The organism is Janthinobacterium sp. HH104 (assembly GCF_001758715.1).
In the GTDB taxonomy this organism is placed as follows: Bacteria; Pseudomonadota; Gammaproteobacteria; order Burkholderiales; family Burkholderiaceae_D; genus Janthinobacterium; species Janthinobacterium aestuarii.
Map to the genome: position 1 here is coordinate 44,541 of NZ_LRIB01000052.1, position 17,254 is coordinate 61,794.

Annotated in this window: 11 protein-coding genes and 2 tRNA genes; 2 read left to right on the forward strand and 11 right to left on the reverse strand. The window is 62.1% G+C overall.

All coding sequences use genetic code 11. The features are described from left to right. Positions 1-3: 3 nt before the first annotated feature. The 7 genes from selB to JAB6_RS24205 form a co-directional block, all read right to left on the reverse strand. The gene (gene selB / locus JAB6_RS24170) at positions 4-1,959 is read right to left on the reverse strand and encodes a selenocysteine-specific translation elongation factor (protein ID WP_070305136.1); all 1,956 of its coding nucleotides are present in this window, start codon (positions 1,957-1,959) and stop codon (positions 4-6) included. Beyond that, entirely contained in the window at positions 1,956-3,365 is a 1,410-nt protein-coding gene (gene selA / locus JAB6_RS24175) for an L-seryl-tRNA(Sec) selenium transferase (RefSeq protein ID WP_070305138.1), read from the reverse strand. The genes selB and selA overlap by 4 nt, the downstream gene beginning before the upstream one ends. Then, a complete protein-coding gene (fdhE, locus tag JAB6_RS24180) occupies positions 3,362-4,408 on the reverse strand; it encodes a formate dehydrogenase accessory protein FdhE (RefSeq protein ID WP_070305140.1) in 1,047 nt (348 codons plus the stop codon). Before fdhE ends, selA begins: the two co-directional genes overlap by 4 nt. Before the next feature lie 165 nt (positions 4,409-4,573). Beyond that, complete coding sequence (locus JAB6_RS24185) at positions 4,574-5,245, reverse strand: formate dehydrogenase subunit gamma (RefSeq protein WP_070305143.1); 672 nt, start codon at positions 5,243-5,245, stop codon at positions 4,574-4,576. After that, positions 5,235-6,155 carry a formate dehydrogenase subunit beta gene (gene fdxH / locus JAB6_RS24190; protein ID WP_070305145.1) on the reverse strand — a complete coding sequence of 307 codons (921 nt, stop codon included), beginning with the start codon at positions 6,153-6,155 and terminating at the stop codon, positions 5,235-5,237. The genes JAB6_RS24185 and fdxH overlap by 11 nt, the downstream gene beginning before the upstream one ends. Before the next feature lie 13 nt (positions 6,156-6,168). Further along, positions 6,169-9,240 carry a formate dehydrogenase-N subunit alpha gene (gene fdnG / locus JAB6_RS24195; RefSeq protein WP_083292970.1) on the reverse strand — a complete coding sequence of 1,024 codons (3,072 nt, stop codon included), beginning with the start codon at positions 9,238-9,240 and terminating at the stop codon, positions 6,169-6,171. Positions 9,241-9,520: 280 nt separating this feature from the next. Beyond that, the gene (locus JAB6_RS24205; protein WP_070305149.1) at positions 9,521-11,665 is read right to left on the reverse strand and encodes a TonB-dependent siderophore receptor; all 2,145 of its coding nucleotides are present in this window, start codon (positions 11,663-11,665) and stop codon (positions 9,521-9,523) included. 382 nt (positions 11,666-12,047) lie between these two features. On the opposite strand from JAB6_RS24205, the gene JAB6_RS24210 reads away from it, so the two are divergent. Then, complete coding sequence (locus tag JAB6_RS24210) at positions 12,048-13,763, forward strand: methyl-accepting chemotaxis protein (RefSeq protein WP_070305151.1); 1,716 nt, start codon at positions 12,048-12,050, stop codon at positions 13,761-13,763. A gap of 25 nt (positions 13,764-13,788) precedes the next feature. On the opposite strand, the gene JAB6_RS24215 is transcribed toward JAB6_RS24210, so the two are convergent. Together JAB6_RS24215 and JAB6_RS24220 are read right to left on the reverse strand one after the other, a co-directional pair. Beyond that, positions 13,789-14,241, reverse strand: coding sequence for a hypothetical protein (locus JAB6_RS24215; protein ID WP_051991793.1), 453 nt, complete (start codon positions 14,239-14,241; stop codon positions 13,789-13,791). A 33-nt stretch (positions 14,242-14,274) separates the two neighbouring features. Next, positions 14,275-15,762: a SulP family inorganic anion transporter gene (locus tag JAB6_RS24220; protein ID WP_070305153.1), complete on the reverse strand. Its 1,488-nt coding sequence runs from the start codon at positions 15,760-15,762 to the stop codon at positions 14,275-14,277. A 458-nt stretch (positions 15,763-16,220) separates the two neighbouring features. On the opposite strand from JAB6_RS24220, the gene JAB6_RS24225 reads away from it, so the two are divergent. Next, positions 16,221-16,775, forward strand: a complete 555-nt coding sequence (locus tag JAB6_RS24225; protein WP_034756648.1) for an inclusion body family protein — start codon at positions 16,221-16,223, stop codon at positions 16,773-16,775. Between the two features lie 150 nt (positions 16,776-16,925). On the opposite strand, the gene JAB6_RS24230 is transcribed toward JAB6_RS24225, so the two are convergent. Further along, positions 16,926-16,999, reverse strand: a tRNA-Cys gene (locus JAB6_RS24230). A gap of 42 nt (positions 17,000-17,041) precedes the next feature. Continuing rightward, positions 17,042-17,117: transfer RNA gene (locus JAB6_RS24235), tRNA-Gly, on the reverse strand. Between the last annotated feature and the right edge of the window lie 137 nt (positions 17,118-17,254).

Consider the following 17,254-nt stretch of genomic DNA (forward strand, 5'->3'; position numbering starts at 1 on the left):
GAGCTAGCTGTTGGGCGAGGCTGCCGTATAGGACCACAGCGCTTGCGGGCGCAATAGATGCCCATTACCAACACGGCGAGTATAACCGACGCGGTCAAAGAATTCCAGGACCTGGATCGCCCGCTTGCGGCCCAGGCCGCTGGCGTCGCGGAAGGCGGCCGCGCCCACGGCGCCCGCACCGGGCGCCAGACTCTCGTCGGTCTCCGCTTTTTCGGTCAGGGTGCGTACCAGTTGCGCCAGCTCGGCCAGCGCCGCCTGGTGATAAAACAGGTCGTGCACGACCTGGCTGATCTGGCCTGCCTTGGCAAGTTTGCGCAACAGCCTGCGCGTCTCGTCCTCGGCCAGACCGAAGCTGCGCGCCAGGTCGCGCGTCCATGGCGGATCGGCTCGCCCCTGCTCCAGCGCGGCCAGCAAGGGTTCGGCCACCGATTGTTCCTGCGGCGTCAGTTCCACGCTGTGCGTCGGCAGGTGCAGGCTGGCACCGCGCGCCAGGAGATCGCCGCGCGCCAGCAAGCCTTCGACCAGATGGCTCCACAAGGCGTCCTCCATCTCCGCGTCGACGATGCGTTTCAGCCGCCACAGTTCCGGCCCCGCCTCGTCGGGTGCGCGCGCGTGGAAATTTTCCAGTGCGGCCAGCACCCGCTCTTGCAGCGCCAGCAACGCCGGCGGCGCCACCAGCAAGGCGTCGCCGCCGCGCAGGGCGATGCGCCGCGTGTCAGGCGGCAGCGCGATGGCCGCCGCCGGCAGCAGGGACAGGCGCACGAGCAGCGACTCGCGCAGCCCCAGCGGGCTTTGCGCCAGCAGGGCCGCATAGTCGCCGTGCGCGATGAAGGCGGCCAGGGCATCGAGCCATGCCAGCCTGGCCGGGCTGCGCCGCTTGCGCGCGGGGCCGAACGGGTCGAGCACCATGCCGCCGCCCACCGTCTGCGTGGCTTGCGCGTTGCGCACGACGAAGCGGTCGCCCGGCACGCCGTGCATGGGCGACTCGAACACCAGCTGTACTCTTCCCGTCTGCCCCGGCGACAGGGTCTCGCCATCAAGCATCACGGCGCGCGCCAGCTGGTGCGCCGCGCCCAAGTGCACGTGCAGCGGCGACCAGGCTTTCAGCTGCACGCCGGCGTCGGGCAAGAGCGTCAGTTCCACGTCGAGGCGCTCGGAGCACTGCGCCAGCTCGGGCGCGACGATCCAGTTGCCCCGCTCGATGCGCTCGCGGTCGATGCCGGCCAGGTTCAGCGCCAGGCGCTGACCCGCCATGCCCGTCTCGGCCGCGCGGTTCTGCGCATGGATGCTGCGCACGCGCGCTTGTGCGCCACCAGGCGCCAGCTGCAGCATGTCGCCCACCTGGGCGCGGCCCGCCAGCGCCGTGCCGGTAACGATCGTGCCCTGGCCCGACAAGGTGAACACGCGGTCCACGCCCAGGCGGAACAAACGCTGTTCATCGCGTGGCAGCAGGCCGCGCGCCACCTGCGTCAGGTGCGCCAGCAAGGCGGCCACGCCGGCATCGTCGTCGCGATGGGCGGCAGTGGGAAAGATCGGACTGCCCGCCAGCGGCGTGCCGGCCAGCAGCGCCTCGATGTCGGCCTCCACCTGCGCCACGCGGGCGCCATCGGCGCGGTCGATCTTGGTCAGCGCCACGGCGCCGCGCGTCACACCGAGCAGCTGCAAGATGGCCAGGTGCTCGTGTGTCTGCGGCATGACGCCATCGTCGGCCGCCACCACGAGCAGGGCGAAGTCGATGCCCGTCACGCCGGAAGCCATGGTGCGGATGAATTTTTCGTGGCCCGGCACGTCGATCACGCCCAGCACCGTGCCGTCCGCCAAGGGCAGATAGGCGTAGCCCAGTTCAATCGAAATGCCGCGCGCCTGTTCTTCCTTCAGGCGGTCCGTGTGCACGCCCGTCAGCGCGCGCGTGAGGGTGGTCTTGCCATGGTCGATATGGCCTGCGGTGCCGACGATCATGCGGACAACTCGGCGAGTTGCGCGGTGAAGGCCGTCTCGTGCGCCGCTTCCAGGCAGCGCAGGTCCAGCCAAAGAGTGTCCTGGCCGATGCGCCCGATCACGGGGCACGGCAAGGCGCGCAAACGCTGTTCCAGCACGCCCAGGGGATTGCTCAGGCGCGAACCGGGCGCGCTGCGGATGCACAAGCCAAAGCTGGGCAGCTGGTCGACGGGCAAGGCGCCGCTGCCGATCTGGCTTTTCATGGCTTCGGCGGTGACCACATAGTCGGCACCGAGTACGCTTTGCAGCAGCGGCAGCACGGTTTCCGCCTGCGTGCGCATAGCGGCGGCGGGACGCGTCAGCAAACGCAAGGTGGTCAGCCGTTCGGCCAGCAAGTCCGGCGCGCGGTACAGCTGCAGCACGGGGGCCAGTGCGGCCAGGGTCAGCTTGCCGACGCGCAGTGCCCTTTTCAATGGGTTGCGCTTGATCTTCGCGATCAAGTCTGCCCGCCCGACGATGACGCCGCACTGCGGGCCACCCAGCAATTTGTCGCCGCTGAAGGTCACCAGGTCGGCGCCCGCTGCTATCGTTTCGCGCACCGTCGTTTCATGCGGCAAGCCATACTGCGCCAGGTCGACCAGGGTGCCGCTGCCCAGATCCACGGCCGTCGGCACGCCGTGTTTGAATGCCAGCGGCACCAGTTCGTCGAGCTCCACGCTTTTCGTGAAACCGGTAATCGCGTAATTGCTGCAATGGACCTTCATCAAGAGGGCCGTGTTCTCGTTCACGCCATGCGCGTAATCGGCCAGGTGCGTGCGGTTGGTGCTGCCCACTTCGCGCAGCACGGCGCCCGCGCGCGTCATGACGTCGGGGATGCGGAAAGCGCCGCCGATTTCCACCAGCTCGCCGCGCGAGACGACGACCTCCTTGTTCTGCGCGAGGGTATTGAGCATCAGCAGCACGGCGGCCGCGTTGTTGTTGACGATGGTGGCCGCTTCGGCCCCCGTCAATTCGCGCAGCAATTCCTCGACCAGGTCGTCGCGGTCGCCCCGCTTGCCCGTTTCCAGATCGAATTCCAGGTTCATCGGCCACTGCAGCGCTTCCACCACGGCTTGCACGGCCGTATCGGGCAGCAGTGCGCGGCCCAGGTTCGTGTGCAACACGGTGCCCGTCAGGTTGAAGATGGCGCGCAGCTGCGGGCGCGCTTGCGCTTGCAGCCGTTCGTCCATTTGCGCGGCGATGGCGGCGATCGATGCGCCCTCTTCGCACACTGCACCGGCCAGCATGGCCGTGCGCAGTTCGGCCAGCACGGCGCGCGCGCAGGCCAGGGTCTGCACGCGGCCATAGTGTGCTATCAGAGCCAGGCAAGCCGCGTCGCCCAAGATGCGGTCCACCGACGGCAGGCGCACGGTTTGCCCCGTCGTCATGACGGCTGATCCGAGCTTTTACCCAGCCACAGCAGCGGATTGCCGCTGGCGCGCTGGTAGCCCGCTTCGCCCACCAGCAGGTCGAGCATCAGGCTGGCCAGGTCGTCGGCCAGCGGCTCGACGTTGTAATCGTGTTCCTGGTTGAAGACCTTGCGGTAGGTGTGGCAGTCGTCGCAGGTTTCCGCGCGCGCCACCTTCTTCGGGTCGTTCGCCTTGTTGGGCAGCTTGTCGTCCTTGGCCGTCACGGGGTCGAACGGCTTTGCATCGGCCGCGTCCAGGCCCTGGTAGGCGATCTTGCCATTCTGTTCGCAGGTCGAGCACTTGACGCGCACCATATGCCATTCGCTTTCGCAAATGCCGCAGTGCAGATAGCGGTAGCCCTGCGACTGGCCGCCGATGCGGATCACGCTGGCGACCGGGTGCGAACCGCAGACGGGGCACAAAGTGCCCGTTTCCAGATCCGGCACGCGCGCAGCGCGCAATTCGCTGGCCGACACCGACCACAGAATTTGCAGGGCGGCCGCGACGAACGGCGCATGCATGGGATTGAGGTTGTCGCCGTTTTCATCAAGCACGGCATCGGCGCAGGCGTCCAGCGCTGGCGCATCGAGCGCGCGCAGCTGGGCCAGCACCTGCGTCAGGCCGCCGGACAATGCCGGCTGGCTTGCCGCCGTGGCGGCCAGTTCATCGAGCAGGCTGGCGAAAATGTCGCGCCAGACGGGCGGACGGGCGCCGCTGACGGGCAGCACCGGCATGCGGTGCTGGATGGCGCGTCGCAGCGCGTCGGGGTCGGCGGCAGGCACGGCGCCGGGCGCCAGTTTTCCCACCACGGCCGATTGCGCGTCGGCCAGCGCGGCCATCAGCACCAGGTAGCCCTGCATGCCCGCGTCGACGGGGATGCCCTTGATGTTACCTTGCGCCAGTTCGCGCAGGCGCAGGGCGCGCGCCGTAAACAGGCTGCCAGGCTGCGGCAGCAGCAGGCGCGGAATCGCGTTATGGTCCAGGCCTTCGATTTCGCCTGGCTGGAGTATGCGTTGTACCAATGGAGTTTTCCCATCAAAAAAGGCACAGCACGGCAAGCGGGTGTGACCATGCTGTCAAAGTATTTTAATCGATACAGTCATCGCAAGCCTCAAAGTAAAACAGGGGTCAGACCCGACGGGTCTGACCCCAGCTTTTGCACTTGGGGCAAAACGTACCCTAACTGCCTACTTTCTCGTATTGCGGATCACCGATTCAAACCACTTCGGATGGTGCTTGCGCGCCCAGCCGTAGGTGACGGTGCCGCGCACCATGGCGCCGATCGAGCCCTTGACCCACAGGGCCGCGTAGATGTGCACGATGATGGCGCAGATGATGGCGAACGCGCAACCGGCATGCAGCAAGGCGGCAAAGCGCACCACGTCGATCGGGAAATAGAACGCAAAATACGCGCGCCAGATCACGATGCCCGACAACAGCAAGCCGATCATGCTGGCCAGCAGCACGAAGAACAGGATCTTCTGGCCGGCATTGTATTTGCCGATCTTCGGAAGCTTGTCTTCGCGGTTGTTGAGCACGTCGTCCATCTGCTTCAGCCACTGCTTGTCGCCGTCCTCGAACTTGTTGTGGTGCCAGAAGCGCACCACGAGGATCGCGAACGAAACGAACATCACCAGGCCGGCGAACGGATGCAGAATGCGCGTCCATTGCCCGCCGCCGAACAGATTCGCCAGCCACGCCATCGACGGATGGAACATGGCCAGCCCGGACAGGGCCAGCATGACGAAGGTGATGGCCGTGACCCAGTGATTCGTGCGCTCGTTCGGGTTGTAGCGTTCGATCAAGGGATTGCCATCCTTGTCGCGCAGCTTGCCATCGTGAAGTTCACTATGCTTCATGCTGTTCCTCCCGGATGCGCCTGGCCTCTTCCAGCGCTTCGTGCTCTTCGTCCTTGCTCACTTCGTTCGGACCGACACGCGTGTAATGGAACAGGCCTGCCAGGGCCGTGGCGGCCATGCCGGCCACCGCCAGCGGCTTGGACCAGCCCTTCCAGAAGCCCACCATCGGGCTGATGCGCGGGCGTTCCGGCAAGTTCGAATACAGCTTCGGCTTGTCGGCATGGTGCAGCACGTACATCACGTGCGTGCCGCCCACGCCCAGCGGATCGTACAGGCCCGCGTTTTCGAAACCGCGCGACTTCAGGTCGACGATGCGTTCTTCCGCATGCACCTTCATGTCTTCCTTGGTGCCGAACACGATGGCGCCCGTCGGACACGTTTTCACGCAGGCCGGTTCCTGGCCCACGGCCACGCGGTCCGAGCACAAGGTGCACTTGTAGGCGCGGTCGTCCTTTTTCGAAATGCGGGGCACGTCGAAAGGACAGCCGGCCACGCAGTAGCCGCAGCCGATGCAGTTTTCCTGGTGGAAGTCCACGATGCCGTTCGTGTACTGCACGATGGCGCCCGGCGCCGGACAGGCCTTCAGGCAGCCCGGGTCCTCGCAGTGCATGCAGCCGTCCTTGCGGATCAGCCACTCGAGGTTGCCGTCATTGTTTTCGTGTTCGGCAAAACGCATCACCGTCCACGATTGCGGCGTCAGGTCCGTCGGATTGTCATAGGTGCCATGGTTTTCGCCGACTTCGTCACGCAAGTCGTTCCATTCCATGCACGCCGTCTGGCAAGCCTTGCAGCCGATGCATTTCGACACATCGATCAGCTTGGCCACGGTGCCCGTCACCGGGCTGCGTGCTTGCGGCGGGGTCACCGTGGTAGCCGACAGGCGCCGGATATCTAAGGATTGCAGTGCCATTATTGAGCTCCCATCATGCTTTTTCCACCTTCACGAGGAAGGACTTGAATTCCGGCGTTTGCGAATTCGCATCCCCCACGCCCGGCGTCAGGGTATTGATCAGATACCCCGGCTTGGCCACACCCGTAAAGCCCCAGTGCAGCGGCAGGCCCACGGTATGCACCGGCTTGCCTTCGATCATCAAAGCCTTGATGCGCTTGGTGACGACGGCCTTGGCGATGATGTGGCCCCGCTTGGAACTGACGCGCACTTCACCGCCGGCAACGACACCGATGCTTTTCGCCAGCTCTTCGCCGATTTCAACGAATTGCTGCGGCTGGATGATGGCATTCAGGCGTGCATGCTTGGTCCAGTAATGGAAATGCTCGGTCAGGCGGTAGCTGGTGGCCACATGCGGATATTCCTCATGCGTGCCGAACATTTTCCGGTCATCGGCGAACACGCGCGCGGCCGGATTGCTGGTCGCTTGCGGGTTTTTCGGATGCATGGGGTTGTAGCCGAGCGGATTTTCGAACGGCTCGTAATGCTCGGGGAACGGACCTTCGGCCATGGCGCCACGCGCAAAGAAACGCGCCACACCCTCGCCCAGCATGATGAACGGACCCATGCCATTTTCCGGCGGTTCATCGACCTTGAAGTCGGGAATATCGGCCCCGCTCCAGTTCGTGCCATTCCACTCGATGAGTTTACGGGTCGGGTCGAAAGGCTTGCCCTTCAAGTCGCACGAAGCGCGGTTGTACAGCACGCGGCGGTTCGCCGGCCACGCCCAGGCCCAGCCCAACGTCTGGCCGATGCCGGTCGGGTCGCTATTGTCGCGCCGTCCCATCTGGTTGCCCGCCTGCGTCCAGCTGCCGGCGAAGATCCAGCAACCGCTGGTGGTCGTGCCATCGTCGCGCAATTGCGCAAACGAGGCCAGCTGCTCCCCCTTCTTCACCAGCAGCTTGGTCGGATCCTTGGGATCGTACAAGTCGGCCAGCGCCTTGCCGTTGAATTCGCGGGCGATTTCTTCCGGCTGCGGGTTATGCGGCTGCGCATAATTCCACGTCAGGTTGACGATAGGATCGGGGAACTTGCCGCCCTCTTTCTGATACATGCTGCGCATGCGCAGGAACAGGCCCGACATGATCTCGAGGTCGCTGCGCGCCTGGCCCGGCGGTTCGGCCGCCTGCCAGTGCCACTGCAAGACGCGCGAGGAACTCACGAGCGAACCGCGTTCCTCGGCGAAGCAGCTGGTCGGCAGGCGGAACACTTCCGTCATGATCTTGGTCGGATCGACTTCGTGGTACTGCCCGTGCGCCTTCCAGAATTCGCCCGTTTCCACGGCCAGCGGATCCATGATGACGAGGAACTTCAGCTTCGACAGCGCTTCCGTGACCTTCTGCTTGTTCGGCGCGGACGCCAGCACATTGAAGCCCTGGCAGATATAGCCCGTCATCTTGCCTTGATGCATGTTCTCGATCGCTTGCATCAAGTCATACGGCTTGTCGAGCTTTGGCAGGTAGTCGAAGGCGTAGTTATTGTCCGCCGTGGCAAAGTCGCCCCACCACGTCTTCATGAAGCTGACGTGGAATTTGCGGTAATTGCTCCAGTAGCTGAGCTGGTTAGGCCGCAGCGGCTTGGTGGCGCGCGCGGCGATATAGCCATCGAAATCCTGCTCGGACTCGTTCGGCAAGGTCATGTAACCCGGCAACAGGTTCGACATCAGGCCCAGATCAGTCAGACCCTGGATATTCGAGTGGCCGCGCAAGGCGTTCATGCCGCCGCCGGCGATGCCCATATTGCCCAGCAACAGCTGCACCATGGCGCCCGTGCGGATGGTTTGCGCACCCGTCGAGTGATGCGTCCAGCCCAGCGCGTACAGGATGGTACCGGCGCGTCCCGGCACGGCGGTTGAAGCCAGGGCTTCCGCCACCTTGTGGAACTTGTCGGCCGACACGCCGCACGTACGTTCGACCATCTCGGTCGTGTAGCGTGCGTAGTGCTTCTTCATCATCTGGTAGACGCAGCGCGGATGCTCCAGGGTCGGGTCGACCTTGGCATAGCCGTCTTCGCCGATCTCGTAATCCCAGGTGGCCTTGTCGGTGTACTTGCCTTTTTCCTTGTCGAAACCCGAGAACAGGCCGTCCTCGAACGCATAGTCTTCGCGCACGATGAAGGGCATGTCCGTGTAGTTGCGCACGTACTCATGCTGGATCTTGTCGTTCGTCAGCAGATAATTGATGATCGCGCCGAGGAAGACGATGTCCGTGCCGGTACGCGTGGCGCAGTAGTAATCTGCCACGGATGCGGTACGGGTAAAACGCGGATCGACAACGATCAGCTTGGCCTTGTTATGCGCCTTCGCTTCCGTTACCCATTTGAATCCGCAAGGATGTGCTTCTGCTGCATTGCCGCCCATGACCAGGATCACGTCGGCATTCTTGATATCGACCCAATGATTCGTCATCGCGCCACGGCCAAACGTCGGGGCAAGACCTGCCACCGTCGGTCCGTGTCATACACGCGCCTGATTATCAAAGGTCAGCATCCCCATGCTGCGCACTGTCTTGTGGGTCAGATACCCGACCTCGTTGCTGCCGGCGGACGCGGCAAGCATGCCGGTGGAGAGCCAGCGGTTGACGGTCTTGCCGTCGGCATTCTTTTCGATCAGGTTGGCGTCACGGTCATCCTTCATCAGGCGCGCGATCTTGTCGAGCGCCACATCCCAGGAGATCGGTTGCCATTCCGTGCCGCCCGGTGCGCGGTATTCGGGCACTTTCAGGCGGTTCGGGCTGTGGATGAAGTCGACCAGGCTGGCGCCTTTCGGGCACAGGGTGCCGCGGTTCACCGGGTGATCGGCATCGCCTTCCACGTGGATGATGCTGGAGACGGCGTTTTTCGCGCCATCGCCCAATCCATACAGCAGGACGCCGCATCCTACCGAACAGTAGGGACAGGTATTGCGTGTCTCGGTCGTGCGAGACAGCTTGTATTGCCGCACTTCCGCCATCGCCTGGCCCGGTGCGAAACCGAGCAGGGCGAGGCTGGAACCAGCAATGGTCGCGCCAGTTACCCGAAGGAACTGGCGCCTGGACATCTGAACCATATTCAGGCCTCTATGATGTGAGTAAATAAAAAGTCATACGGCGTCGTAGTCGTGTCATATCACCAAGATATAAGCACCATGCCTGTGCCGTATGACATCATTTTACCCCTCAATCCTGATCAAGGCTCAGTTCGCAGGAGAAAGTTTCCTTTAGTCAACGTTAATTTGACGGTACCGAACGTTCCCTCTAAACAATGCCAGCCTGCCCGGAGGACTTGCACATCGCTACCCACCCATGCAAAAAACCCGCTCGCGAGCGGGTTTGGGGGAGTGATAAAAATTACAGGCTGTAGCGCAAGGTCAGCGCCACATTGCGCGGCGCGCCCGGCAGACTCAGGTTCGGGCTGGAACCGTGGCCCGACACGATGTAGCGCGTGTCGCCGATATTGTTGACGTTCAGCTGCACTTCATAGCGGCCCGTGCGGTACACGGCCATGGCGTCGGCCGTCACGTAGCCGGGCAGCACCACCGTATTGCCCGCATTGGCGAAACGGCTGCCAACGGCATTCGCGCCACCGCCCACGGTGAAGCCGTAGCCCAGGTCTTTCGTCAGCCACAAATTGGCCATGTTGCGTGCCGTCAGGGTGGCGCGCTTGCCTTTGACGTCAACGGAGCCAGCCGCATTCACGCTCGTGTCCTTGGCGATGGAGTCCGTGATGGTGGCGTCCAGCCAAGCGTAGCCGGCCATCATTTTCCAGCCATCGTGCAAGTCCGCATTGAAGGTCAGCTCCAGGCCATCCGTGCGCTGCGTGCCGATTGGGAAGATGCGGTTCGTGATCGGTTCGCTGCTCTTGATATTGTCGCGCTCCAGGCGGAACAGCGACACGGTGGCGTTGGCGCGGCCGCCCCACAGGTCGTACTTGGCGCCCACTTCCGTGTTGCGCGTGGTTTCCGGCGCCAGGTCGGCATTGTTGGCGGCCAGGGCGAAGTTCTCGCCACTCGGCTGGAACGAGCGGCTCCACGACGCGTAGTACGACTGCACGGCGCTCGGTTGCCAGACGAGCCCGGCGCGGGGGCTGAAGGCCGAATCCGTGCGCGACAGGTCCGCAAGCGTCAGTCCGGCCGCATTGGCCAGACGCGACTGCTGCTTGTAGCGGTCATAGCGCAGGCCGGCCAGCGCCTTCCACTCTTCGCTGATGCTGATGGCGTCCTGCACGTAGGCGGCGGCCGTATCGTAGGTACCGAAGGTATCGCCGCGCGCGCCCAGCTTGGTCCGGTCGACAACGGGTAGCACGGGATTGAAGATCGACACGGGATTCGCAGGTGTCGATACAGCGATGGCGGCCCAGCTCGACGCATCCTTGTTTTGCTTGCCGAATTCGGCGCCGTACAGCACTTCATGGCGCAAGGTGCCAGTGACCAGCTTTTGCGTCAGTTCCGTCTGGTTGAACCACCCGCTTTCGTCGCGGTTCAGCTTGGCGTGACCGAGGCTCATCGTGCCCTTGACTTCGTTGACGTTGCCGGAAATATTCGTGTTGTTGCGGTCCAGGTGGTAATCGTAATAGCGGAAGGCATTGCGCAGCGACAAGCTATCGCTGAACTTGTGCGTCAGGGTGGCGGCCGTGGACACGACGCGCGACTGGCTGAAGTCCGCATCGCGGGCGTTCGCGGCGCCAAAATAGGTGCGCGCATCGACGGCGACGGGACGGCCCTGGTAGGACGGGATGCCAAAGTCCGTCAGGCGGCGGTCTTCCAGGTAATCGCCCTGCAGCAGCAATTTGGTGGCGCTGGACAGGCGGATGGCCACGGAAGGCGACAGCGCCGTGCGGTTGATGAATTGCTGGTCGCGGTAGCTGTCCGACAATTCGCGCGCGCCCGTGAAGCGCCAGTCCACCGTCTCGCCGACACGGCCCACGTCGACTTCGCCGCGGCGCCCTGCCGTGTTGGTCAGGCTCAGGGCCACGTCCGTGATGTCCACGCCCGGCTTCTTGGTAATGCGGTTCACCAGGCCACCCGAGGAACCGCGGCCGTACAGCACGGCGGCCGGCCCCTTGATCACTTCTAGGCGTTCCACATTTGACAGGTCGCGGAAATACAGGGCGTCATCGCGGAAGCCGTCGACGAACTGGTCGCCGATGGCCGTGAAGCCGCGGATGAATATCTGGTCGCGCTGGCCGTCACCCGTGGACAAGCCCACGCCGGGGATGTTCTTCATGATGTCCTGGATCGACATGGCGTTCTGGTCGCGGATGACAGCGGCCGGCACCACGTTGATCGTCTGCGGCACGTCGCGCAGGGCCATTTCCGTCTTGGTGCCGCTGGCGGAGGTGGCGGCGACATAGCCATCCTTGTCCTTCGATGCCGTCACGGTGACGGCCGGCAAACTTTCCTGCGCCCAAGTCGCCAATGGCGTGGCGCCCAAGGTCAAGGCGCCCAGTACGGCGATGGTGATCGGTTTGAATCCTGGCTTGCGACGTTGCTGCATACAATTCCCTGGTCGATGTTTTAATACGAATGATTATCATTAGTATTTTATCAGGCAAGCCTGCGTAAAGTAAGCACTTCTGTAAGTGATAGTACTTATGGACTAGGTACTTGATGTAAAAACACAACAGGAAATCAATATCAAAAAATAATTAAAATTGCTTTGAAAAACTATTTCTCTGCGTCAATGCTATACTTGCGGCTTGCTGGACAGCGGTCAGCCTGACCGACATGCCCCTTGCTTCACCTCCAACGCCACGCTCAGCGCGGCGCGCCGCACAGCCATCACGCGGCACCCGAAGACCCCGATCCCCTGCGCCTTGCGGCGCCTGTCCGCCCCTGCTGGCGGCGGCGATCATGACTATTAAACTGTTAGGAATTACATGAAAAACCTGAACATCGGCAGCCGCCTTGGCGTCGGCTTTGCTGTCGTATTGCTGTTGCTTGCCGCCTTGACCATCACCGCCCTCGTGCGCATGCAAACGGCCAGCGACCTGACTTACCGCCTCATCAATACCAGCATCAAGAATCAGCGCATGGTGGCCGAATGGTCGAAGATCATTGAACTCAACAGCGTGCGCGGCGTCGCCTCGTTCGAGATTACCGATCCTGTCGTGCGCGCCAAGATCGAGGAAGACTTGAAAGTCGATGCAGAGCGTTCCAGCAAGCTGCAGGATGACATCGTCGCCTCCCTGCTCAACCCGGCCGTGATCGAGCAATTCAAGGTCGTGCGCAAGGTGCGCACCGACTACGTGACGACGCGCGCACGCGCCTTCAAGATGAAGGCCGACGGCGATATGGCGGGTGCCAAAGTCGTGTTCGACAAGGAAGTCGCGCCGATCACCGTGGCCTACCTGGCCGAAGTCAAGCGCTTTGCCACCATGCAGATCAAGGCTGCCGACGGCGTCGGCAACAGCATCATCGAAGCCTACAGCGGCACGCGCATCTTCCTGATCACCATGGGCGTGATGGCCGTGCTGATGGGTATCGGTTTCGCGTGGTGGATCACGCGCTCGATCACCGGCCCCATCCGCGCTGCCGTGAAAGTGGCGGAAACCGTGGCAGCGGGCGACCTCACCAGCACCATCATTGCGCAAGGCCGCGATGAAACGGGCCAGCTGATGCATGCGTTGAAAACCATGAACGACAGCCTCGTCGGCATCGTGGGCCAGGTGCGCAGCGGCACCGACACCATCGCCACGGCATCGGCCGAAATCGCCGCCGGCAACCAGGACTTGTCGTCGCGCACAGAACAGCAAGCCAGCTCGCTGGAAGAAACGGCCTCGTCGATGGAAGAACTGACCTCGACCGTCAAGCAAAACGCCGACAATGCGCGCCAGGCAAATAAACTGGCCGGCGACGCGGCCGGCATCGCCAGCCGCGGCGGCGCCGTGGTGGCCGAAGTGGTCGCCACCATGGGCGAGATCAATACCTCGTCGAAGAAAATCGTCGACATCATTTCCGTCATCGACGGCATCGCCTTCCAGACCAACATCCTGGCACTGAACGCAGCCGTGGAAGCGGCGCGCGCCGGCGAACAGGGCCGCGGCTTCGCCGTCGTGGCAACCGAGGTGCGCAACCTGGCGCAACGCTCGGCAGCGGCGGCAAAAGAAATCAAGGGCTTGATCGACGACTCCGTGCAAAAAGTCGATGTGGGCACGGACCTGGTCGACAAGGCCGGCAAGACGATGGAAGAAATCGTGCAAAGCATCGGCTTCGTCACGTCCATCATGAGCGAGATCAGCAACGCCAGCGAAGAGCAGAGCGCGGGCATCGAGCAAGTCAACCAGGCCATTTCCGAAATGGATCAAGTGACCCAGCAAAATGCGGCGCTGGTGGAAGAAGCGTCGGCAGCGGCCGAAGCGATGCAGGAACAGGCGAGCGAACTGGCGCAGGTGGTCAGCGTGTTCCGCCTGGACGCCAATGCGGCGGCGACCGACCGTTTCAGCGTGAAAGCGGCACAGCGCAGCGCGCCGGCCACTCCGACAACTGCGGCCGCACCAGCCCGCAAGGCCTCGGCCCCTGCCCTGCGCCTGCCCGTGACACGCACCAGCAGCAAGGCAACGGCACCGGCCGAAGGCGAGTGGGAAGAGTTCTAAATTTTCTTCAGCAAGCCCTGCGGCATCAAGCCGCGCGGGCTTGCGCTTGGGCGATCAGTGCCGCCAGTTCGCGCGGCACGGATTGTCCCAGGAATTCCAGCGCCAGCGCTTCCGGATCGATGGCGGCGTCCGCTGGCAAGCCATGCTCGAAGCCGCCCACCATGGTGCGGCAAAAATGCGGCGATTCCGCCCGCGTTTCCACATACCAGCAACCCGCATGGCCTTGCACGAAGTATTCGCCGATAAAGTAGCCGAGCATGGTTTTCACCCATTGCCAGCTTTCGTCGCGGATGACGATGGTGCGCATGGCCGCGTCGATGTACGGCAGGTATTCGGCCGCATTGGTCAGCACTTCGTGCGCGGGCTGGATGCCCAGGCGCTCGACAAAGTTCACCAGCGACGCGCCCAGCGCGTCATAGTAGGCATCAAAAGCCGTTTGGCTTTGCTGCAATAATTGCTCTTGTTCGTACGACAGCATTCACACTCCACAGACATTCAACAATCGCCTATTTTACGCCACGCTCACATCGACACCAGCCCGCTGCAGCAAGGCCTGGTTGCGGGGAGACAAATGCGTCACCTGCAAATGCTTGCCCGCCTTTTCATAACGCTCATACAAGGCTTCGATGGCGGCGATGGCCGAGTGATCGGCCATGTGCAGGTGCCGGCAATCGAGGATGACGCGGGCCGGGTCGGTCGCCGCCTGGAACAGTTCCAGGAAATGCGTGGTCGAGGCGAAAAACAGGGTGCCGTGCGGCAGGTACACCCGCACGCCCGCGCCAGTGTCATCGATGTCGGCACGCATGTCGCGCGCATGTTGCCAGGCGAAATTCAAGGCGGCAATCACGATGCCGCACAGCACGGCCAGCGCCAGGTCCGTGAACACGGTGATCACCGTCACGGCGACGATCACCAGCGCATCCTGCAACGGCACCTTGCCCAGCACGCGCAAAGAACCCCAGGCAAACGTCTGCTGCGCCACGACGAACATCACGCCCACGAGGGCAGCGAGCGGGATGCGCTCGATCAGCGGCGACAGAAACAGGATGAACAGCAAAATCATCACACCGGCAGTTGCACCCGACAGGCGCGAGCGGCCGCTAGAACTCAGGTTGATCATCGTCTGCCCGATCATGGCGCAGCCGCCCATGCCGCCAAACAGGCCCGAAACGACGTTCGATGCGCCCAGGGCGATGCATTCGCGGTTGGGCTGGCCCCGTGTTTCCGTCATCTCATCCGTGAGATTAAAGGTGAGCAAGGTTTCCAGCAAACCCACCATGGCCATCAGGGCCGCATACGGGAAGATGATGTGCAAGGTGGCCATGTCCAGCGGCACCGTGGGCCAGTGGAATGCCGGCAAGCCGCCGGCGATATGCGCGAGGTCGCCCAGGGTGCGCGTGGGCAGGTGCAAGAAATGGCTGAGCACACCCACGCCGAGGATGGCCACCAGCGCCGGCGGCACGGCTTTTGTCAGGCGCGGCAGCACGTAGACGATGGCCATGGTGAGCAGCACCAGCGCGCCCATCACGTACAAGGAGGTGCCTTGCAGCCAGGTTTCGCCTTGCGGCGTGGCCTGACGAAAATGTTCTAGCTGGGCCATGGCGATGACGATGGCCAGGCCATTCACGAAGCCCAGCATCACCGGGTAGGGCACCATACGGATCAGTTTTCCAAGGCGCAAGATGCCGAACAGCGCCATGATGATGCCGCTTAGCACCACGGTCGCCAGTAGATATTGCACGCCATGCTGGGCCACGAGCGCGACGATGACGACGGCCATGGAACCGGCCGCGCCCGAAATCATGCCGGGGCGCCCGCCAAAGATGGCCGTGAATGCGCAAATGATGAAGGCGCCATACAGGCCCATCAGGGGATTCAGTTGCGCCACGAGGGCAAAGGCGATGCACTCGGGCACCAGCGCGAATGAGGTGGTCAGCCCCGCCAGGACGTTTTTTTGTATGTTCGAGAACCACTCGTCCCGAAAAGTTGCGTTGATCATTGATACACATCCAGGGTCGGAACAGAGAAATGCGCGCGCGATGCACAGTCATCGGGCGCAGCCATACCAGCGGTCGTCAAAACGAAGCCATGCCGAGGTCGCACGCAGAGGAAAATCGTCGGTGACTACATGGGATTGGCGGACAGAGGAAGATTCAGCAGCGCCATGCGGCGCTGCCGAGCCTGCACACATTATACAAGATGCAGCCGGGCCGATGGACGGGGCGGCAGCGCGCAGCGGGAGCGGATACTGGCAAGCAAATAATGTTTCCAATAGTTTTATTTTCAAAATAAAAACAATTTAATGGGAATATTTTAAATAATCTCCGCCGTTTCAATTGGAGAGTATCTATTCAATTTTCTCCACTATTCTACTCAGCAGTGGTGGAGACTGTTGACCACATTAAAAAACGGGGCGTATCCGAAAAGCCAGACGAGTAGGGAAACTCAGGAGGAATCATGACCGACGCGCAATTATATGCCAGTAATATTACAATCAACATTCTCGTTGTAATAGACACCGATCTGATCATGGCCCAGCATCCACGTCAGACGAGTCCCGACCAAACCAAGCCTGTGGGCCTGGTGCATACCAGCCAGTACATGATTGCCACCGACCTGCGCGGCATCAATAGCGGGCAAGGTACCGCCGACCTGAGCTTCAAGGCCAATGTGGGCGACTTCGTCTCGTTCACCGGCGCTTCCATCTATGACAATGCCGATTCGGCCGTCATTGTCTACGGCATCAATTACTGGAATGGCGACAAGGTCTTCAATACCTTTGTTTCCAATACCATTACACGGAGAAATGCGGCCGTGCCGAATACGGATTCGTCGAATGGTTTGCCGGCCGTACAGCAATCGCGCAATTTCTCCAATTTCACGGCGCAGGTATCCAAATCGGGCACGGAAAATTTCTACGTCTATATTGCCGTATATAGCCTGAATGACGATGGCCAGACGCAAAGCCTGTATGGTTATTTTTATTGGGATCCACAGATTACTGTCGGTTAGTCATTTCGCGGAAACCAAATAAATATAAACCATTTATTTGATTACCGCCGACTGCAGCCGGCGCAGAGATACGCCTGGACGTCGCCACAGACGAAAAAAAGCCCACCGAAGTGGGCTTTTTTATTTGCGCATGTATCACATGCACTTATCTGGAGGCGAGGACGGGAATCGAACCCGTCTAAACGGCTTTGCAGGCCGCTGCATAACCTCTTTGCTACCTCGCCAGAGGAACTGCTTGGATGCGCCTCGCGGCCCACCTTGAAAACTGGAGCGGGAGAAGAGTCTCGAACTCTCGACCTCAACCTTGGCAAGGTTGCGCTCTACCAACTGAGCTACTCCCGCATTGGAGCTTGGTTACCGCCTAATCGCGCCGCGTACCGCGGCGGATAAAAAAAGGAAGCCAGCTTAGCTTCCCTTTAGAATTCTGGAGCGGGAGAAGAGTCTCGAACTCTCGACCTCAACCTTGGCAAGGTTGCGCT

What these genes read in the sequence shown, in the direction of transcription:
- selB (WP_070305136.1), bottom strand. Translation starts at nt 1,959, where the DNA reads ATGATCGTCGGCACCGCAGGCCATATCGACCATGGCAAGACCACCCTC.
- selA (WP_070305138.1), bottom strand. Translation starts at nt 3,365, where the DNA reads ATGACGACGGGGCAAACCGTGCGCCTGCCGTCGGTGGACCGCATCTTG.
- JAB6_RS24185 (WP_070305143.1), bottom strand. Translation starts at nt 5,245, where the DNA reads ATGAAGCATAGTGAACTTCACGATGGCAAGCTGCGCGACAAGGATGGC.
- fdxH (WP_070305145.1), bottom strand. Translation starts at nt 6,155, where the DNA reads ATGGCACTGCAATCCTTAGATATCCGGCGCCTGTCGGCTACCACGGTG.
- JAB6_RS24205 (WP_070305149.1), bottom strand. Translation starts at nt 11,665, where the DNA reads ATGCAGCAACGTCGCAAGCCAGGATTCAAACCGATCACCATCGCCGTA.
- JAB6_RS24210 (WP_070305151.1), top strand. Translation starts at nt 12,048, where the DNA reads ATGAAAAACCTGAACATCGGCAGCCGCCTTGGCGTCGGCTTTGCTGTC.
- JAB6_RS24215 (WP_051991793.1), bottom strand. Translation starts at nt 14,241, where the DNA reads ATGCTGTCGTACGAACAAGAGCAATTATTGCAGCAAAGCCAAACGGCT.
- JAB6_RS24220 (WP_070305153.1), bottom strand. Translation starts at nt 15,762, where the DNA reads ATGATCAACGCAACTTTTCGGGACGAGTGGTTCTCGAACATACAAAAA.
- JAB6_RS24225 (WP_034756648.1), top strand. Translation starts at nt 16,221, where the DNA reads ATGACCGACGCGCAATTATATGCCAGTAATATTACAATCAACATTCTC.